The 18,762-nt window shown below is 52.4% G+C and carries 20 protein-coding genes; 5 read left to right on the top strand and 15 right to left on the bottom strand.

Annotated elements, in window-relative coordinates; all coding sequences use genetic code 11:
- Positions 1-5: 5 nt before the first annotated feature.
- The 6 genes from nrdE to O1Q74_RS05135 all read right to left on the bottom strand — a co-directional run bounded on the left by nrdE (position 6) and on the right by O1Q74_RS05135 (position 5,747).
- Positions 6-2,087: a class 1b ribonucleoside-diphosphate reductase subunit alpha gene (gene nrdE, locus O1Q74_RS05110; protein WP_271878759.1), complete on the bottom strand. Its 2,082-nt coding sequence runs from the start codon at positions 2,085-2,087 to the stop codon at positions 6-8.
- A gap of 77 nt (positions 2,088-2,164) precedes the next feature.
- Entirely contained in the window at positions 2,165-2,572 is a 408-nt protein-coding gene (gene nrdI, locus O1Q74_RS05115; protein WP_271876652.1) for a class Ib ribonucleoside-diphosphate reductase assembly flavoprotein NrdI, read from the bottom strand.
- Between the two features lie 9 nt (positions 2,573-2,581).
- Positions 2,582-2,821: a glutaredoxin-like protein NrdH gene (gene nrdH, locus O1Q74_RS05120; protein ID WP_039352306.1), complete on the bottom strand. Its 240-nt coding sequence runs from the start codon at positions 2,819-2,821 to the stop codon at positions 2,582-2,584.
- A 763-nt stretch (positions 2,822-3,584) separates the two neighbouring features.
- On the bottom strand, positions 3,585-4,379 hold the full coding sequence (gene speD / locus O1Q74_RS05125) for an adenosylmethionine decarboxylase (RefSeq protein ID WP_271876657.1): 795 nt from the start codon (positions 4,377-4,379) through the stop codon (positions 3,585-3,587).
- Positions 4,380-4,424: 45 nt separating this feature from the next.
- The gene (speE, locus tag O1Q74_RS05130; protein WP_271876661.1) at positions 4,425-5,288 is read right to left on the bottom strand and encodes a polyamine aminopropyltransferase; all 864 of its coding nucleotides are present in this window, start codon (positions 5,286-5,288) and stop codon (positions 4,425-4,427) included.
- Between the two features lie 111 nt (positions 5,289-5,399).
- On the bottom strand, positions 5,400-5,747 hold the full coding sequence (locus O1Q74_RS05135; RefSeq protein ID WP_271876663.1) for a YacC family pilotin-like protein: 348 nt from the start codon (positions 5,745-5,747) through the stop codon (positions 5,400-5,402).
- 231 nt (positions 5,748-5,978) lie between these two features.
- On the opposite strand from O1Q74_RS05135, the gene O1Q74_RS05140 reads away from it, so the two are divergent.
- Positions 5,979-7,664 (top strand): ABC transporter permease, encoded by a 1,686-nt coding sequence (locus tag O1Q74_RS05140; RefSeq protein WP_271876665.1) that lies wholly within the window; start codon positions 5,979-5,981, stop codon positions 7,662-7,664.
- Between the two features lie 4 nt (positions 7,665-7,668).
- Positions 7,669-8,754 carry an ABC transporter ATP-binding protein gene (locus O1Q74_RS05145; protein WP_271876668.1) on the top strand — a complete coding sequence of 362 codons (1,086 nt, stop codon included), beginning with the start codon at positions 7,669-7,671 and terminating at the stop codon, positions 8,752-8,754.
- Here the strand turns inward: O1Q74_RS05145 and O1Q74_RS05150 are convergent, their stop codons facing one another.
- Positions 8,755-9,186 carry a GNAT family N-acetyltransferase gene (locus tag O1Q74_RS05150; protein ID WP_271876670.1) on the bottom strand — a complete coding sequence of 144 codons (432 nt, stop codon included), beginning with the start codon at positions 9,184-9,186 and terminating at the stop codon, positions 8,755-8,757.
- A 184-nt stretch (positions 9,187-9,370) separates the two neighbouring features.
- Between O1Q74_RS05150 and hpt the strand changes: the two genes are divergently transcribed.
- Positions 9,371-9,904, top strand: a complete 534-nt coding sequence (gene hpt, locus O1Q74_RS05155) for a hypoxanthine phosphoribosyltransferase (protein ID WP_172644812.1) — start codon at positions 9,371-9,373, stop codon at positions 9,902-9,904.
- A 58-nt stretch (positions 9,905-9,962) separates the two neighbouring features.
- Here the strand turns inward: hpt and can are convergent, their stop codons facing one another.
- The gene (gene can, locus O1Q74_RS05160) at positions 9,963-10,604 is read right to left on the bottom strand and encodes a carbonate dehydratase (RefSeq protein WP_010280785.1); all 642 of its coding nucleotides are present in this window, start codon (positions 10,602-10,604) and stop codon (positions 9,963-9,965) included.
- Positions 10,605-10,866: 262 nt separating this feature from the next.
- Between can and O1Q74_RS05165 the strand changes: the two genes are divergently transcribed.
- Positions 10,867-11,799, top strand: coding sequence for an ABC transporter ATP-binding protein (locus O1Q74_RS05165; RefSeq protein WP_271876683.1), 933 nt, complete (start codon positions 10,867-10,869; stop codon positions 11,797-11,799).
- Entirely contained in the window at positions 11,796-12,566 is a 771-nt protein-coding gene (locus O1Q74_RS05170) for an ABC transporter permease (protein ID WP_271876686.1), read from the top strand. Before O1Q74_RS05165 ends, O1Q74_RS05170 begins: the two co-directional genes overlap by 4 nt.
- 206 nt (positions 12,567-12,772) lie before the next feature.
- Here O1Q74_RS05170 and panD read toward each other — a convergent pair whose 3' ends face one another.
- The 7 genes from panD to dksA all read right to left on the bottom strand — a co-directional run bounded on the left by panD (position 12,773) and on the right by dksA (position 18,760).
- Positions 12,773-13,153, bottom strand: a complete 381-nt coding sequence (panD, locus tag O1Q74_RS05175) for an aspartate 1-decarboxylase (protein WP_014916285.1) — start codon at positions 13,151-13,153, stop codon at positions 12,773-12,775.
- Between the two features lie 17 nt (positions 13,154-13,170).
- On the bottom strand, positions 13,171-14,025 hold the full coding sequence (gene panC / locus O1Q74_RS05180) for a pantoate--beta-alanine ligase (protein ID WP_271876690.1): 855 nt from the start codon (positions 14,023-14,025) through the stop codon (positions 13,171-13,173).
- Positions 14,026-14,196: 171 nt separating this feature from the next.
- Positions 14,197-14,994 (bottom strand): 3-methyl-2-oxobutanoate hydroxymethyltransferase, encoded by a 798-nt coding sequence (panB, locus tag O1Q74_RS05185; protein WP_271876693.1) that lies wholly within the window; start codon positions 14,992-14,994, stop codon positions 14,197-14,199.
- A gap of 149 nt (positions 14,995-15,143) precedes the next feature.
- On the bottom strand, positions 15,144-15,632 hold the full coding sequence (gene folK, locus O1Q74_RS05190; RefSeq protein WP_225085487.1) for a 2-amino-4-hydroxy-6-hydroxymethyldihydropteridine diphosphokinase: 489 nt from the start codon (positions 15,630-15,632) through the stop codon (positions 15,144-15,146).
- Positions 15,632-17,044, bottom strand: coding sequence for a polynucleotide adenylyltransferase PcnB (gene pcnB, locus O1Q74_RS05195; RefSeq protein WP_271878763.1), 1,413 nt, complete (start codon positions 17,042-17,044; stop codon positions 15,632-15,634). Before pcnB ends, folK begins: the two co-directional genes overlap by 1 nt.
- A 106-nt stretch (positions 17,045-17,150) precedes the next feature.
- Complete coding sequence (gluQRS, locus tag O1Q74_RS05200) at positions 17,151-18,173, bottom strand: tRNA glutamyl-Q(34) synthetase GluQRS (protein ID WP_271876697.1); 1,023 nt, start codon at positions 18,171-18,173, stop codon at positions 17,151-17,153.
- Positions 18,174-18,304: 131 nt separating this feature from the next.
- Complete coding sequence (gene dksA / locus O1Q74_RS05205; RefSeq protein ID WP_010280759.1) at positions 18,305-18,760, bottom strand: RNA polymerase-binding protein DksA; 456 nt, start codon at positions 18,758-18,760, stop codon at positions 18,305-18,307.
- Positions 18,761-18,762 lie beyond the last annotated feature (2 nt).

Genomic DNA, 18,762 nt, shown 5'->3' on the forward strand with positions numbered 1-18,762 from the left:
ATGGCTTATAGCGCACAGGACACACAGCCCTGAACTTCGGTGCCTTCCAGCGCCATCTGCCGTATGCGAATGTAATAAATAGTCTTAATGCCTTTAGTCCAGGCGTAGATCTGCGCTTTATTGATGTCACGCGTGGTGGCGGTATCACGGAAAAACAGCGTCAGCGATAGCCCCTGATCGACGTGCTGCGTGGCGGCGGCATAAGTGTCGATGATCTTCTGCGGTCCGATTTCATAGGCATCCTGGTAATACTCCAGGTTGTCATTGTTCATATACGGGGCAGGGTAGTAGACGCGGCCGATCTTGCCCTCTTTACGAATTTCGATGCGTGACACAATCGGGTGGATACTGGACGTCGAGTGGTTGATATACGAAATCGAACCGGTCGGTGGAACGGCCTGCAAGTTCTGGTTATAAATGCCATGTGCCATAACGGATTCGCGTAGCACCGCCCAGTCCTGCTGAGTGGGAATGTGGATGTCAGCCTGTTCAAACAGTTCACGGGCGCGCGCTGTTGTGGGTTCCCAGCGCTGTTCAACGTATTTATCAAAATACTCACCCGTGGCGTATTTGGAGTGCTCGAAGCCTGAGAAGCGCTGGTTCCGCTCTATTGCTAACGCATTCGATGCCCGAATCGCGTGGAAAGCAACGGTGTAGAAATAGATATTGGTGAAATCGACGGCTTCTTCTGTACCGTAAAAGATACGCTCTTTCGCCAAATAGCCGTGCAGGTTCATCTGTCCTAAACCAATCGCATGTGACTCGTCGTTGCCTTTCTCGATGGACGGTACGGAGCGGATGTGGCTCATGTCGGAAACGGCGGTCAGCGCGCGGATCGCCATTTCAACCGTCTGGCCGAAATCGGGCGAAGCCATCGCGTTGGCAATATTCATCGATCCAAGGTTACAGGAGATGTCCTTGCCAATGTGGCGATAGCCAAGATCGTCGTCGTACAGGCTGGCGTCGTTGACCTGCAAAATTTCAGAGCACAGGTTACTCATATTAATGCGACCGTGAATCGGGTTCGCGCGATTCACCGTATCCTCAAACATCATGTAGGGATAACCGGACTCAAACTGGATTTCGGCGAGGATCTGGAAGAATTCGCGCGCCTTGATTTGGGATTTACGGATGCGCTTGTCGTTTACCATCTCATGGTATTTTTCGGTGACGCTAATTTCTGACAGAGGCACACCATAAACCTGTTCGACATCATAGGGCGAGAACAGGTACATCACCTGATTATTCTTCGCCAACTGGAATGTGATATCGGGGATGACCACGCCTAAAGACAGCGTCTTGATGCGGATTTTCTCATCGGCATTTTCCCGCTTGGTATCCAGAAAACGCAGAATATCTGGATGGTGTGCGTTGAGGTACACCGCCCCCGCGCCCTGACGCGCCCCAAGCTGGTTTGCATAGGAGAACGCATCTTCCAGCATTTTCATGATAGGAATAATGCCGGATGACTGGTTTTCGATACGTTTGATCGGCGCACCGGTCTCGCGGATGTTGCTGAGCATGAAAGCCACGCCGCCGCCGCGTTTTGAAAGCTGGAGTGCGGAGTTAATTGCTCGGCCAATCGACTCCATATTGTCTTCAATGCGCAGCAGGAAGCAGGAGACCAGTTCACCGCGCTGCTTTTTGCCGCAGTTGAGGAACGTGGGGGTCGCGGGCTGGAAGCGTCCACTGATGATTTCATCGACCAGCGCGCTAGCCAGTGCGGTGTCCCCTTTGGCGAGGGTCAGTGCCACGAGGCAGACGCGATCTTCGTAGCGCTCCAGATAGCGTTTGCCGTCAAAGGTTTTCAGCGTATAGCCGGTGTAGTACTTGAACGCACCCAGAAAGGTTTGAAAGCGGAACTTGTGAGCGTAAGCCTGCTGGAAAAGGCTTTTGATGAAATCGAACTGATATTGGTCCAACACTTCCGCTTCGTAGTAGCCTTCTTCCACCAGATAACGCAGCTTTTCTTCCAGATTGTGGAAGAACACGGTGTTCTGGTTCACATGCTGTAGGAAATAACGGCGTGCCGCGAGCTTATCCATCTCGAACTGGATATTCCCCTCTGCGTCGTAGAGGTTGAGCATCGCGTTCAGCGCATGGTAGTCGAGTGTATGGTAATCGAGCGAGTGGGCATCCGCTTCGGCTTTGGTTGCCTTTGCACTCACGTGGTCTGTTGTTGCCAAAATTCAGTTACTCCCTTACGCACGTTTGCAACGTCTTCTGCCGTGCCGAGCAATTCAAGGCGGTACAGGTAGGGCACCTGACATTTCTGCGCAATGATGTCGCCAGCGATGCAGTACGCTGCACCGAAATTGGTATTGCCTGCGGCAATCACGCCGCGCAGGTAAGCGCGATTGTGCGGATCGTTGAGAAAGGTGATGACCTGACGCGGCACAGCCCCTTTCGTGCTGCCTCCGCCGTAGCTGGGGACAACCAGAATATAGGGGCGATCAACTTTCAATGCAGGCTGCTCTGTCGCTATCGGGATTCTCAGGGCGGGTAAGCCCACCCTGGAAATGAAGCGATGTGTGTTTTCCGACTGGCTGGAGAAATAGACCAGCGGGTTCATATTGCCCCCTTACTGCAATTGCAGGGCGGCGTTCAGAGTACTGATCTTATCCGGGCGGAAGCCGCTCCAATGATCGTCGGCCGTCATCACGACGGGCACCTGCTGATAGCCCAACGCTCTTACCTGCTGCAACGCCTGTTCATCTTCAGTTAAGTCCACCAGTTGATAGTGAATTCCTTGCTTATCCAGCGCACGACATGTGGCGTTGCATTGAACACAATCTGGCTTAGTGAAAATAGTAATACGCATGATTCGTATTTACCCTTTGGCGTGAAAGAAGTATGTCGGAGCGGCTATCTTCAGGGTATGTGCACCCGAACCGATCCACTGGGTAGCGACGCGTTACGCGAGTGCCACACAAAGAATACTAGATGTGGGTGTTTTAAATTTCAACCACACAAGATATATGATTTTTAGTTGGCCTTATACAAATTGACGCAAACCCTGATGCAGCAAGGGTGGGAGAGAATGCAAGTAAAAAATGCAGAAAGAAATAAATGTGATGTGCATCATTTTTGACGAAATAGTGTGCGAAGAAATGAAAGAGAGATGAACTCACTACACCTCAATCCTCCTCAGGCGCTGTACCTTGTACATAAATACAAGGAGTCATCATGGGTTTTGTCCTTATCCGGCGTAAAAATTATGCAGCGGTGGGCATGAACACCGAGTGAGCGGCATGGAGGCCGCGAAAGCCAGTGCCGCGTCGGACAAAAACGTCAAAGACGTTTTTGAACAGCACTTGTGCTGGCCCGAAGGGCGAGCCCCATTTATGGAGCGAGTAAACGCGTCACTGGCGGCTCGAAGAGTGGTCATGAACACCGATGGCTCCGCGTAGCGGCATAATTTAGCCGGAAGCCTGGGTTCGCAGGGGGGCGGCGATTGAGCGCCCCTGCGTCGGGCGCGTGCTACGGGGTAGCATGAAAATGATGACACCATCGCGCACGAAACCGTCTCTTAGTCGGCATAAAAATGTAACTAAGAGACAACCCTGTGAAGGGAGAGGTATCGATTACATTACCGGCAGGTTTCTACCGTAATAGATTTCCTGCATTTCGTGATACAGCAGATCGGTGATTCTTTTCCGTTCAGCAGCGCTGAGTTCTTCAGGGCTGACGTTGAACAGATAGTGTTTCAGGTCGAAGTCTTTCAATAGCATCTTGGTATGGAAGATATTTTCCTGATACACGTTCACGTCCATCATGTGATAGAGCGCTTTCATGTCCTCGGACATGAAGTTCTGAACCGAATTGATCTGGTGATCGATGAAATGCTTTATGCCGTTGACATCACGGGTAAATCCCCGCACGCGGTAGTCGATGGTCACAATATCGGATTCAAGCTGGTGGATGAGGTAGTTCAGCGCCTTCAGCGGTGAAATCACGCCACAGGTAGACACTTCGATGTCCGCGCGGAAGGTACAAAGCCCGCCTTCCGGGTGGCTTTCTGGATAGGTATGAACACAGATATGGCTTTTATCCAGATGCGCGACGACGGAATGGGGCAGCGGCCCTGGGTGTTCTGAGGTATCGACATCTCGCGGATCGATGGGTTCTTCGCTGACCAGAATGGTCACGCTGGCACCTTGTGGTTCATAGTCCTGACGTGCGATGTTAAGGACATTGGCACCGATAATTGAGCAGGTTTCAGTGAGGATTTCTGTTAAACGGTTAGCGTTATATTGCTCGTCGATATAGGCGATATAACCGTCACGATCGTCGGCCGTTTTGGTGTAACAGATATCGTAGATACAAAAACTCAGGCTTTTCGTCAGGTTGTTAAAGCCGTGTAGTTTCAGCTTGTGCAATTTACGTCACCCCCTTGTGGTTGTGTGATTACCCTAAGTGATGGATTATTGCGCATTCTGTAGCGCGTTCAGCAGGTACTGTGGCAGAGCAAAACTGCCGATGTGAACATCAGGCGTGTAATAGCGACAGGTAATCCCTGATTGCGCAAAGCGCTGGCGCAGCGTGGCGGCGTCTATCTGGCGCAATGCCGGGTTATTGCTGGCCCAGGCGAACGTCATAATACCGCCGTAATAAGTCGGGATCGCCGCCTGATAAAAACTGACCTCACTGAAATAGTGACTGAGTTTTTTATGGCTACCGACGGCTTCATCCTGTTGCAGGAAACACACGCCATTCTGCGCAACGAAAATCCCGCCTTCGTTCAGGCAGCGGGCGCAGCCCTGATAGAAATCGGAAGTGAACAGGCTTTCGCCGGGGCCGATGGGGTCGGTGCAATCGGAAATAATGACGTCAAACTTTTCACTGCACTGTCGGACGAAATTAACGCCGTCATCAATCACCAGAGTAAAACGCGGGTCGTCATAGCTACCAGCGCTGTGATTGGGCAAGTACTGGCGGCAGAATTCCATCACGCCCGCATCGATCTCCACCATCGTGATATGTTCGACGCCGCGGTGCCGGCTGACTTCTCGCAGCATGCCGCCATCGCCACCACCGATAATCAGGACGCGTTTAGCGTTGCCGTGTGACAGAAGAGGAACGTGGGTGAGCATTTCGTGATAGATGAATTCATCGCGCTCGGTGGTTTGCACCACGCCGTCAAGCGCCATCACGCGGCCTAATGCGTCGTTTTCAAAGATGATGAGATCTTGATGATCGGTCTTCTCGTGATACAGCACACGATCAACCGAAAAATACTGGCCAAAGTTGGCATGTAGGGTTTCATACCAAATTTCTTTCTGGGACATGTTAGGGCTTCCTCCGCGATAACAGCCATGAAAATTGGCGCGCCATCATAGCCGACTCTTTTGCCGCTTGCACGGTCAAATTTCAGTCAGTGCGGAGGAGGGAGAAGGGCGTTACTGCGCGTAGGAAAGTAAACCGAGCGAATTACGTGCCAGAGACTGGCATTTTTTCGGGGTCGGGATAGCGATTTTACTCAGGTCGCGATAGCTGTCTTCACCCATCGCCGTCATGTCGTAAGCGCTGTAATTGCTGAGATCCCAGCGGTTTTGCTGAGCAAAGGCAACCAGTGTCCGACGAATCTGTTCATTCGGCAGATCTTGATAGCCACAGTGGTTTTTCAGATAAACAAAGATCGCGGTCAGATCGGCCAGATCTTCCGCTTCAAATTCATTCAGCGCCTTGCTGGCGGAAGAGAAGCTCATCAGGCTTAGCAGGAGCAGAGCCAGCACAGAGTTTTTCATGGTTGAACCTGTTCCAAATGTTGTCAGATGACGTTATCACAGATATCCCATGAGGTTCCAAGTTTTCTTACGGGAAACCTCTGATTGCGATAAAAAATGGCGGTGGAAGAAGCGGGAAAGTGAGAAGTGTAATGCATTGAAATCGCTATTTTTTATTTTATTTCCGTTCGGTGATCAAAATCACCTCGGGTTAATCGCAGGATTAAAGCGCATTTATCGCTGTTTGATACGATGACGCCGCCGTCAGGCTCTGTTATTAATAACAACGATCTCATCCAATACAGTTTTTATTCTATGATCTCCGGTGTCTGGCGCGTCAGTAGTTGGTGGTTGGCGGGACTGTTGCTGCTTCCTTTAGCAACGGTTTTCTATCAGGCTTTTTTCGCCGACGGGCTGGGATTTGCCCAACTGTGGCAAATCGGGTTGCCCACCTACCTGATACATTCAGCGGTTATCGTACTGGGTACGCTTTTCTTCAGTTTACTGTTTGGATTGCCTTCAGCCTGGTTTATCGCCATGTACCGCTTTCCCGGCCATCGTGTGTTGCAATGGGCGCTTTGCCTGCCGCTCGCGATGCCCGCATTCCTGCTTGCCTATCTTTATACCGATGTATTACGGCATTTTTCGCTGTTGTTACAAGAAGGTGGACTGCTGACAGTCTCATCATGGGTAACATCACACGCTGCTGGGCTACCCGTTTCGCTGGGTTGCGTAAGTCTGGTGCTGGCGCTGGTGTTGTATCCCTACATTTACCTGTTAGTGCGTGAAGCGCTGGTAAAACAGCCTGCGAGTCTCATCCATTCTGCTCGTTTGCTCAATCAGACGCGCACTCAGGTATTCCGCCGCTTATGCTTGCCGCTTGCGCTGCCTGCGATTGCCTGCGGTGGCGCGCTAGTGGTTGTCGAGACGCTGGGGGATTATGGCGCGGCGTCTTACCTTGATATTCCCACCATGACGACACAGGTGCTGGATATCTGGCAGAAGCAGGGCGATATCGGTGCGGCAGCACGCCTTGGTGTATTGATCTTGCCTGCGATCTTCTTCTTGATGTTTCTGGTTAACCTCTGGCGTCGTAAGCAGAAAATTTATCAGGCTCAAGCGAATGCTTCCCAGATGGTTCCGCCTGTGCTGAGCGGGTGGCGCAGCAGGGTGGTGCGTGGCTACTGCTGGGCAATCGTCTGTCTGTCGTTCCTGTTCCCAGTGGTGTATCTGTTATTTCTGGCTCTCCGGCACATGATGTCCATGTGGGATATGGCGTTCCTCCAGGCGGTAATGAATAGCCTGTTGGCGTCTGCCACCGCGACAGTCATCATTACGCTGATGTCGCTGTCGTTTATTTTCTACACGCGTACGGCTGGGGTATTTGCCAATCAGACGCCGGTTCGGCTGGTCAGCCTGAGTTTTGCCTTGCCCGGCGCAGTACTGGCTGTCGGGCTGTTTACGTTGCTATCGCTGGTGGATGGCGGGATTAACCTGTTTGCCCGCACGGCGGGGTTGCCTACTGCCGATGCCTTGCTAGCGGGATCGCTGTTTATTCTCATCCTCGCCTATAGCGTTAAATTCGGGCGTCTGATGCTGGACAGCCTTGAGCGCAGCATGGAAGCCATTCCGCGCTCGCTGGACAGTGCGAGCCTTGTATTGGGAGCTTCTCCCCTCAACCGCTGGTCACGCGTGCATATTCCTCTGTTGCGCCGCAGCCTGTTTATCGGGGCGCTGCTGATTTTCACGGAAAGCATGAAAGAGCTGAATGTTTCGCTGCTGCTGCGTCCTTTCGGGATTGATACGTTAGCAACCTATGTTTTCCGCTTTACGGCGGATGAGCAGATTGCGTCATTTGCCTTTCCTGCGCTGGTGCTGGTGGCGGTGGGGCTAATCCCTGTTTTCTGGCTGAATCGCGCACTGAATATAAAAGGATAATCATATGGCCGCGTCGATAGATATTCTGAGCGTTCAGGCGGTAAGTTGTACGTTGCAGCAGTCTCCCGTGCTGGAGAATATTTCATTTACCGTGCGTGACGATGAGACGATCTGCCTGCTGGGTAAAAACGGCTGCGGCAAAACGGCGCTATTACAGGTGATAGCGGGCCTGCTGCCGATTACTCAGGGTAAGGTCTTGTTGGAAGGAGAGCCCGTCAGCTCGCCGCAAGCGTATGTTTTGCCTGAGCTGCGCCAGGTTGGCCTGATTTTTCAGGACTATGCGCTTTTTCCGCATCTGACGGTGGAAGGCAACATTGCGTTTGGGTTATATGGCCGCCCTGAAAGCGAGGTAAAGCCAATCTGTGTGGAGATGCTGGCGCTTTTACAACTGGATGAGGTTGCCGCGCGTTATCCACACGAACTATCGAATGAACAGCAACAGCGTTTGGCGATTGCCCGCGCGTTGGCCTGTGAGCCGAAATTGCTGTTGCTGGATGAGCCATTTCCCGGACTGGACAGCCAAACTCGCTATCGCCTGATCACCGAATTGCGGCAGGTTCTCAAACAGCGTCATGTCGCGGCGGTTTTCGCTACGCACAGCCGAGAGGAAGCCTTTGCCTGCGCTGACCACTTGATTCTGCTGGATGAAGGGAAAATTATGCAGCAGGGCTATCCCTCTGAGCTGTACCATCGTCCGAATAGCCGCTTTGTGGCTGATTTCATGGGGAATACGAACTATTTGCCCGTGAAAATTATGAGCGACCACCAATGGCAAAGCCCATTGGGCGATCACCATGCGACACATCCACTCAATCAACCGATTGATTCACAGTGTGACTGGATGGTACGACCGGCAGACGTGGCGCTGGCACTCGATCCCGATGGCCCGGCGTCGATCGAAGATCGGCTGTTTATGGGCACATCAAACTTGTATCGGGTGAAGTTGGGAGAACTGATGCTGCTGGTGCAGACGGGCAACTGGTTTGAACCAGGGCAGCAGATACGGTTAAGCATTAAGACGGATCCACCAGTCTTGTATCCTGCTTTACCCGCCGCCAGCGGTCCGGCTGACGGCCCTGAAAAGCAATAATTACGCCTCGCGCAGCTCTGCCGCTGGCATGAGCCACGTGCTATTGTGCTTTTCAAACCCTAATTTCGGGTAGTAATCCACCGCCAGCGGCGCGGCCAGCAAAATGATTTTGCAGCCTTTTTCAAGCTGCTGGGCGGTTTGTTGAATCAGCTTTTTGCCTATTCCCGCATGCTGAAAGTCCTCTGACACTGCCAGATCGGACAAATAGCAGCAAAAATGAAAGTCTGTCACGCTGCGCGCAATTCCCACCAACGTTTCACCTTGCCAGGCGGAAACCAGCAGATTGGCATGCTTCAGCATACCTGCAATCGCTGTCTCATCATCCAATGGGCGACGTGGCCCCAACGAGGTTTTCGCCAACAGCTCAACGAACTGCTGGCTGGAAAGCGGGGCGTTCACTTTGTAGCAAACATCCACAGATGGTGTGCTCATGATGTCTCCTTCGTGGTGTGGTTTCTGATATACTTCGCGCGCCTGGGCATTGCCCAGACTGATGTAAACATCTGTATTGTTAAAAATCAGCATCGTTAAACATCAGCATTGGCGCATCATCGATAATGAGTCTGTCATTCTGCCGATGGTGCTGAATACCTTACTTCAAAGAGTTATCAGTATGATGAAACATACCGTGGAAGTCATGATTTCTGAGCAGGAAGTGATGGCGCGGGTTACCGAACTGGGGCAACAGATCAGCGAACACTACCGTGATAGCGGCAGCGATATGGTGCTGGTGGGGCTATTACGCGGATCGTTTATCTTTATGGCTGATTTATGCCGGGCGATCGACGTTCCTCACGAAGTGGATTTCATGACGGCATCCAGCTATGGCAGCGGTATGAACAGTACGCGCGATGTGAAGATCCTGAAAGATCTGGATGAGGATATTCGCGGTAAAGACGTGCTGATCGTTGAAGACATCATCGATTCAGGTAATACGCTGAGCAAAGTGCGGGAAATTCTGCAACTGCGTGAGCCGAAATCGCTGGCTATCTGTACGCTGCTGGACAAACCGGAGCGCCGTGAAGTGGCGGTTAAAGTCGAGTGGGTTGGGTTCTCGATCCCTGATGAGTTCGTCGTGGGTTACGGCATCGACTATGCCCAGCACTATCGCCACTTACCTTACGTCGGCAAGGTTGTTCCGCAGGAATAATGACAAGATAAAGCCGATGCCGTGAGCGACGCCCAGCGAGTGGGCGTCAGGCAGTGAATCAAGGCAGGGAGGAAATCGCGCGGCGATAACGCTGTTCCAGCGTCTCCCGGTTGGTCGCCGTCACTTCCAGATCGCGCAGACGGCCATCCTGAATGCCGTACACCCAACCGTGGATCGTAACTTTCTGGCCACGCTTCCATGCGGACTGCATGATGGTGGAGTGGCCGAGGTTATACACCTGCTCGACAACATTGATTTCACAAAGCGTGTTCAGACGCTGTTCGGGAGGTAATTCCCCCAGCAGAGAACTATGCTTGTACCACAAATCACGGATATGCAGCAGCCAGTTGTTAATCAAACCCAGTTCCGGGTTTTCCACCGCAGCCTGAACACCGCCGCAGCCGTAGTGGCCGCAGATGATGATGTGTTCGACTTCGAGAACTTCGACGGCATATTGCACGACAGACAGGCAGTTGAGGTCGGTGTGAATAACCAGATTGGCGACATTGCGGTGAACAAACAGTTCACCAGGCTCAAGGCTAGTCAGACTTTCCGCAGGTACGCGACTGTCCGAGCATCCAATCCATAGAAAACGGGGACGTTGTGCCTGCGCCAGACGTTCAAAGTAGCCAGGATCCTCTTCCACCATCGTTTTAGACCAAAGCTGGTTGTTCGCGATGAGCGTTTCAATTTCTTTCATGAAAGTAAATGACCTGTAACAAACAAGGGGCAGTGAGGAGTAATATAAGGCAACATGCGTCGTTTGAAAAACGATAGTTTATACTCGTCATACTTCAAGTTGCATGTACGTTGGCTGCGTTCACTCACCCGAATCACTTACCTGAGTAAGCTCATCGGGATTCCTTCTCTTGCCGCCTTCCTGAAACTTGAATTATTTAGAGTATTTATTTGTCACACTTCGAACCTGTAGAACTCACTGATAATAAGGCAATCCATTTCTTATGACATATGCACTGGAACTGGCGCAATTAACCAAAACCTATCCGGGAGGCGTCAAAGCGTTACGGGGGATCGACCTGAACGTGGAAGCGGGGGATTTCTACGCGCTGCTGGGGCCGAATGGCGCGGGAAAATCCACGACGATTGGGATTATCAGCTCGCTGGTGAACAAAACCGCCGGCAAAGTTCGCGTCTTCGGCTATGACCTTGAGCTGGATAAAGTGAATGCGAAACGCCAACTGGGGCTGGTTCCACAGGAATTTAACTTCAACCCCTTCGAAACAGTATTACAGATTGTGGTTAACCAGGCGGGCTACTATGGCGTGAAACGTCAGGATGCCTTGCAGCGTGCGGAAAAATACCTGAAACAGCTAGACCTATGGGAGAAACGCAGCGAAAAGGCGATGATGTTGTCCGGCGGGATGAAGCGTCGCCTGATGATTGCGCGTGCGCTAATGCATGAGCCTAAGTTGCTGATTCTTGATGAACCGACGGCGGGCGTGGATATTGAATTACGTCGTTCCATGTGGGGGTTTTTGAAAGCGCTGAACGCGCAGGGCACCACGATTATCCTGACGACGCACTATCTTGAAGAAGCGGAAATGCTGTGCCGCAACATTGGGATCATCCAGCGGGGAGATCTGGTGGAAAATACCTCGATGAAGCAGCTACTTGGCAAGCTGAAGTCAGAAACGTTTATTTTCGATCTGGCGGCGAAAAGCCCGCTGCCGCAGTTGGAAGGCTACACCTTCCGTCTGACGGACACGTCAACGCTGGAAGTCGATGTCATGCGTGAGCAAGGTCTGAATGCGTTATTCAGTCAGCTCAACGCACAGGGGATAACGATATTGAGTATGCGTAATAAAGCGAACCGGTTGGAAGAGCTGTTTGTCACGCTGGTGAATGGGACAAGCAGTAAGGGAGAAAAGGCATGATGCATTTGTATTGGGTGGCGCTACAGAGTATCTGGGTAAAAGAAGTCACTCGATTTGGGCGGATCTGGATTCAGACGCTAGTGCCGCCAGTGATCACCATGACGCTGTATTTTATTATTTTCGGTAACCTGATTGGCTCGCGTATCGGTGAAATGCACGGGTTTACCTACATGCAGTTTATCGTGCCGGGGTTGATCATGATGGCGGTGATCACCAACGCGTATGCCAACGTGGCCTCTTCCTTTTTCAGCGCCAAGTTTCAGCGCAATATTGAAGAGCTGCTGGTTGCGCCCGTGCCGACCCATGTGGTTATCGCGGGTTATGTTGGCGGTGGTATCGCACGCGGCCTGTGCGTGGGCATTCTGGTGACGGCGGTGTCGCTGTTCTTCGTTCCGCTGCATGTTCATGCCTGGTGGGTGATTGTTCTGACGCTATTGCTGACGGCGATGTTGTTCTCACTGGCAGGCTTATTGAATGCGGTATTTGCGAAAACCTTTGATGATATCAGTCTGATTCCGACGTTTGTGTTAACGCCGTTGACCTATCTGGGCGGGGTATTTTATTCGCTGACGCTGCTGCCGCCGTTCTGGCAGGCGGTATCTAAACTGAACCCGGTGGTATACATGATCAGTGGCTTCCGCTACGGTTTTCTCGGGATTCAGGACGTGCCGCTGCTGTTTACGATGTCGGTGCTGATTGCCTTTATCGTGGTATTTTATTTGCTGGTCTGGTGGCTGATTGAACGCGGACGCGGGCTGCGGACGTAGTGTGTCAATTCTGCAAATGAAAAGGCGGTGGTAACACCGTGTTAGTCTTTTTGCAGACTGATTTAAGAAGTGAAAACGGTAGTAATGGAATAGAAGAGTAAAGCGTCCGCGCCAGGGATGGCGCGGCTCGAGCTTACAAGGAGGTACTTGCAGCGTCTTTACGATCTATCCATTACTACCGCTCGATTCCGTCAAAAACTTGGCGATCAGGCAACCTGAACCGGAATCGCTTTGGCCTGACGTTGCAGCTCGTTATCGCCAGAGAAATAGGCAACCTTGGGGCTGTGGCTTCTGGCCTGCTCGTCGGACATTTGCACGTAGGAACAGATAATCAGTTTGTCGCCGACGCAGGCAAGGCGAGCAGCAGCACCGTTCACGGAGATAATGCGTGAACCCCTTTCGCCCGCAATCGCGTAGGTAGAGAAACGCTGACCGTTATCAACGTTGTAGATATCAATCGCTTCGTATTCCAGAATGCCAGCGGCATCCATAAAATCCTGATCGATGGCGCAAGAGCCTTCATAATGCAAGTCAGCCTGAGTCACTTTGACCCGGTGCAGCTTGCCTTGCAGCATGGTACGTATCATCGCTTTGTTACCTCGGTTCATACAGTCAAATCGACCTGGTGGTTATCAATCAATCTGGCCTTGCCTAACCAGGCAGCCATCAAAATCACTGCACGCGTGCTGGCCGCGTTTAGCGGTTGTAGTGTATCAGCATCGCGGATAAACAGTTCATCAGGCGTAAAGCCCGCTGCACGCAACTGTTCTGCCGTCTGTTCCAGCAATGTGTCTATCTGACGATCGCCGTTGTCCAATTGTGCGGAAAGCGCCATCATCAGCTGATAAAGTGTTGGTGCCAGCTGGCGTTCTTCAGCACTGAGGTAGCCATTACGTGAACTCAATGCCAGCCCATCTTTTGCACGTGCGATAGGGACGCCAATGATATCAATGTCATAGCCCATATCGCGGACGAGTTGTCGAATCAGCGCTAGCTGCTGATAATCTTTCTCACCAAAGCAGGCTACATCTGGCTGTACCAGATTGAACAGCTTACTGACAATGGTGGCTACGCCCCGGAAATGGCCGGGACGGCTGGCACCTTCCAACATGGAAGACAGGCCAGGCACATCGACAAACGTTTGTGACTCCAGCCCATTTGGGTATATCACATCCGGGCTCGGCGCGAAAACCAGATCGGTACCGCGGCGATTCAATTTCTCGCAGTCTTCCTGCAATGTCCGGGGGTAGCGGGCTAAATCATCTGGCCGCTCAAACTGCATGGGATTGACAAAAACGCTGACAATAACGATGTCGGCGCGAGCTCTGGCTTCATCGACCAGCGTCATGTGCCCGTCATGCAAGTTACCCATGGTGGGAACCAAAGCAATGCGTTTCCCTTCCTGACGCCAGCGGCGAACTTCGCGGCGCAGCAGCAGAGGGGTTTCGATTATTAACACACTCGTACTCCTAAAAAATATACCCGTCATACTTCAAGCTGCATGTGCGTTGGCTACGTTCACTCACCCGAATCACTTACTCAAGTAAGCTCATCGGGATTCTTTCTCTTGCCGCCTTCCTGCAACTCGAATTATTTAGGGTATAAGTCCGATTAACGGAATGCTCGTTTTTTAATGAAATGAATGTTCTTCGGCCGGATAGATACCCTGTTCGACTTCTTGTGCATACAAACGCACTGCCGAACGGATATCCCCCCCGCTTTGCGCCAGAAAGTTCTTGGCGAACTTAGGCGTGTTGTCACCGGTAATGCCGAAAGCATCATGCATGACCAGAATCTGCCCGTCGGTCACGTTGCCAGCGCCAATGCCGATCACCGGAATCGACAGCGCATCCGTAACGCGTTTAGCCAGCGCAACCGGTACACATTCTAGTACCAGCAACTGTGCTCCCGCTTCTTCAAGCGCGAGGGCATCGGCCAGCAGTTGATTGGCATCGCTTTCGCTTCGGCCCTGAATTTTATAGCCGCCGAAGATGTTAACGGATTGCGGTGTCAGACCCAGATGGCCGCAAACCGGCACGGCGCGTTCGGTCAGCATTTTTACCGTTGGCGCAAGCCAGCTTCCGCCTTCCAGCTTCACCATATTCGCACCTGCACGCATTAGCTCTGCGGCCTGACTGAATGTTTGCTCCGGCGTGGCATAGGTCATAAAAGGCATATCGGAGAGAACCAGCGCCAGTGGGGCGCCGCGGCGCACACACTGTGTGTGGTAAACGATGTCGTTGGTGGTCACGGGTAAGGTGGAATCGTGACCTTGCACGGTCATTCCCAGAGAATCACCTACTAGCATCACGCGAATGCCTTGTTCAAAAAATAGGCGAGAGAAGCTGGCGTCGTAAGCGGTAATCGTAGCGAATTTTCGCTGCTCTTGTTTCCATTGGCGCAAATGGGAGATAGTCGTCGGTTTCATGACGGTCTTCCTATGTCAATAGGGCGAAGAATTAAGGGAGACATTCTAATGTAAGCTGACGTGTAGCGATATACCCGTCATGCTTCAAGCTACAGATGTGAGAGGTGTTGATAAGCGGGGCGGTCAGTTGGCCTCGCGATTCCGTCGGTTTATTGTCTGTCCCATAATGTCAGACCGTTGCGATCGACATGGGTTAGCCGCTGGGCAAGTGTTTCACCGTCAGGGAACGCCAGGTCTGGGGCGATTTCTGCCAGCGGGTAGAGCATGAACTCACGGTTTTTCATATCATAATGCGGTACGGTCAGGCGTTCAGTCTGGATCTCGTCATTGCCGAACAGCAGAATATCCAGATCCAACGTGCGCGGGCCCCAGCGGTGTTCCTTGCGCTCACGGCCTTGTTCCAGTTCGATGGCCTGTGTGCGATCCAACAGCGACTCGGCTGCAAGTTCGGTTTCCAGTTCAACGACGGCATTGAGATAGTCTGGCTGATCCTGCGGGCCGAGCGGGCGACTACGGTAAAACGAGGAGCAGCAAACGACGCGAGTATGGGGAATCGCGTCTAGCGCAGACAATGCCGCGCGCACCTGTTGCAAAGGCTGGGCAAGATTGCTGCCCAGCGCCAGATACACGCGTGTCATTAGGCTGGATCTCTACGTGCTGTTGTCGGTTTACGCGGTCGACGAGGGCGGGAACGACGGTGTGGCGTCGGGCCATCATCCAGCGATTTCAGCATGTTTTGCTGACGTGGCGGCGCGGCAACCTGGAATTCTCCCCACCACTGAGCCAGACGCAGCAGCTCCTGATGGTTCTCGATTTCGGCACGCAGGCAAAGCAAGTCATACGCGGCGCGGAATTTCGGGTGTTCCATCAGTTTATACGCGCGTTTCCCCTGACGACGAGACAGGCGCGTTTGCAGTTGCCAGATATCGCGGACTAAAGAGGTAATACGCTTAGGAATCGCCAGAGAACGGCACTGTTCATCCAGCACATCGTTCATCGCTAGCGAGAAGGCATCAAAGTAGGCCAGACCGCTTTCCTGAGCCAGCTTTTGTGCGTGTTCAATCAGCGGATACCACAGCATGGCGGAGAACAAAAATGCCGGATTGACGCGCATATTGTTTTGCAGGCGCTGATCGGTGTTTTTCAGCACCTGTGCAACCATGCGCTCCAGCGTGGAATCGCCGTTTGGTGTGAAATAGCGACTCAGCAGCGGGAAAAGCGGCTGGAACAGCTGATATTCACACAGCATTTTATAGGTTGGGTAGCCATACCCTGACTGAAGCAGCTTCAGCGACTCTTCAAACATACGCGCCGCAGGGATATCGTGCAGCAGCGAAGCTAAACGAGGGATCGGTTCGGCGGTTTCCGGGCTGACCGTCATGTTCAGTTTGGCCGCGAAACGGACGGCGCGCAGCATACGCACCGGATCTTCACGGTAGCGCGTTTCAGGGTCGCCAATCATTCGGATGACACCCTGACGCAGGTCGTTCAGGCCACCGGTATAGTCACGAACGCTGAAATCAGAAATGCTGTAGTAGAGGCTGTTGATCGAGAAATCGCGACGCTGGGCGTCTTCTTCAACCGAGCCGAAAATATTGTCGCGCAGCAGCATGCCGCTCTGAGCTTGCTGAGAAGAATTCTTGGTTTCCTGCTGCTCCTGATGCTGATCGTGGTGACCACGGAACGTGGCAACTTCAATCACCTCTGGCCCGAACATGATATGGGCCAGACGGAAACGACGCCCAACCAAACGACAGTTGCGGAACAACTTGCGTACCTGATCGGGCGTAGCGTTAGTGGTGATATCAAAATCCTTTGGCTTTTTGCCCAGCAGCAGGTCGCGTACGCCGCCGCCAACCAGATAAGCCTCGTAGCCCGCTTTGTTCAGGCGATAAAGTACTTTCAGCGCGTTATCGCTGATGTCGCTGCGTGAAATAGTATGTTGGTCACGCGGGATCACCGTCAGGTTCTGACGCGTTTCCTCTGATTCGACCATTTCGTTCTCACGATTCAGTACTTTACGACAAAAATTAGCAACTCGGGAAAAGATAATACACCTCGATAGTGATGGATAAATCAACAGCACAGCATTGGCGTCGCCCCCCAAAGGGGCGGCTAAGGATGGCGCGCCATGAAAAATAGCGGCTAATCATAGCTCACCAATGCCCCTTTGAGAATGCTGATGTGATCGCGGACGCGTTTATTGCCGCCTGTAACGGGACGATATCAAGCGACCAGTGCGCGACGGACCATGCCAGCAGTGCGGAAAGCGTCATGTCTTGCGCGTTTTCCGGCAGCGGTTGATTTAGAAATTGCAGTGCGGCAAGTAGCACGGGACGCGGATCGCTGTTCGGCAGCGCTGGGGCATGATTTTGTTTGGACAGTTTATTTCCCTCTGTATTCAGCACCAGCGGCAGATGAACATAGGCAGGGATCGTGTAGCCCAATTGCTGATAGAGCGAAATTTGCCGGACTGTCGGTTCGATAAGATCGGCTCCGCGCACGATTTCCGTAATTCCCTGATCGTTATCGTCGATCACGACAGCCAGATTATAGGCAAACAGCCCGTCACGGCGGTGGATAATAAAATCTTCCTGCGCGAGAGCCATGTCGGCATGCAGGTCGCCACGTAATCTATCGTGAAAATGAAATACCGGCGCCGTCTGACGCAGGCGTAGCGCGGCGTTGTCGGCGGGCAGGTTACGCGTCCGGCAATAGCCGTCATAGTGTCCACCTAACTGCTGAATACGGCTGCGCGTACAGGTACAGTAATAGCTCATTCCCTGCTGTTGCAGTAGCTGAAGAATCTCACGGTAACGCGCATGGCGCTGTGATTGGTAAACCACATCGCCATCCCAGTGCAGGCCGTAGTGTTCTAGCTGTGCCAGTATACGGGAGGCGGCACCAGGAATTTCCCGTGGCGGATCGATGTCTTCAATGCGTACCAGCCAGCGCCCTTGTTGGGAACGAGCCTGAAGATAACTACCCAGTGCGGCAATCAGTGAGCCAAAATGCAGATCGCCAGAGGGAGAGGGCGCAAAACGCCCGACGTAGCGGTCGGTTTCAGTAAAGGGATTCGCTTCAGGAGAAGGGGGAGTTTCGGTAAAGCTATTTTTCTCTGTAAACCTACTTTTTTCGGCAAAACGACTTTTTTGTGTAAAACAAGCTGTTCCAGACATAAGGGGTCGGTGCTATCTCGTCAGCGTTTCATCCAGACAGAAAATAGCGTGATGAACATCATTATTCATCAGCGGTAGCGTGCCTGGAGTCGGCCCCTGCGACGGGCAGGAGCCGATTCTGGGCAGGAGGATTATCCTGCCATTTGCTTTTCGCGTATCTCTGCCAGTGTTTTGCAGTCGATACACAGATCGGCTGTCGGACGTGCTTCCAGACGGCGGATGCCAATTTCGACGCCACAGGATTCACAGAATCCGAAATCCTCTTCTTCGATTTTCACCAGCGTTTTGGCGATTTTCTTGATCAGCTTGCGCTCACGGTCACGGTTACGCAGTTCGAGACTGAACTCTTCTTCCTGCGCCGCACGATCCACAGGATCGGGGAAGTTAGCGGCCTCATCGCGCATGTGCGATACAGTACGATCCACTTCATCCATGAGTTGGTTGCGCCATGCTTCAAGAATACGCTTGAAATGAGCGAGCTGAGCATCGTTCATATACTCTTCGCCCGGCTTCTCCTGGTACGGCTCTACTCCGGCAATTGCGAGAATGCTCAGAGAAGATGTCTTACGGTTTTGCCCTTCTTGCATGT

It is taken from the genome of Pectobacterium sp. A5351 (assembly GCF_028335745.1).
Classification (GTDB): Bacteria; Pseudomonadota; Gammaproteobacteria; order Enterobacterales; family Enterobacteriaceae; genus Pectobacterium.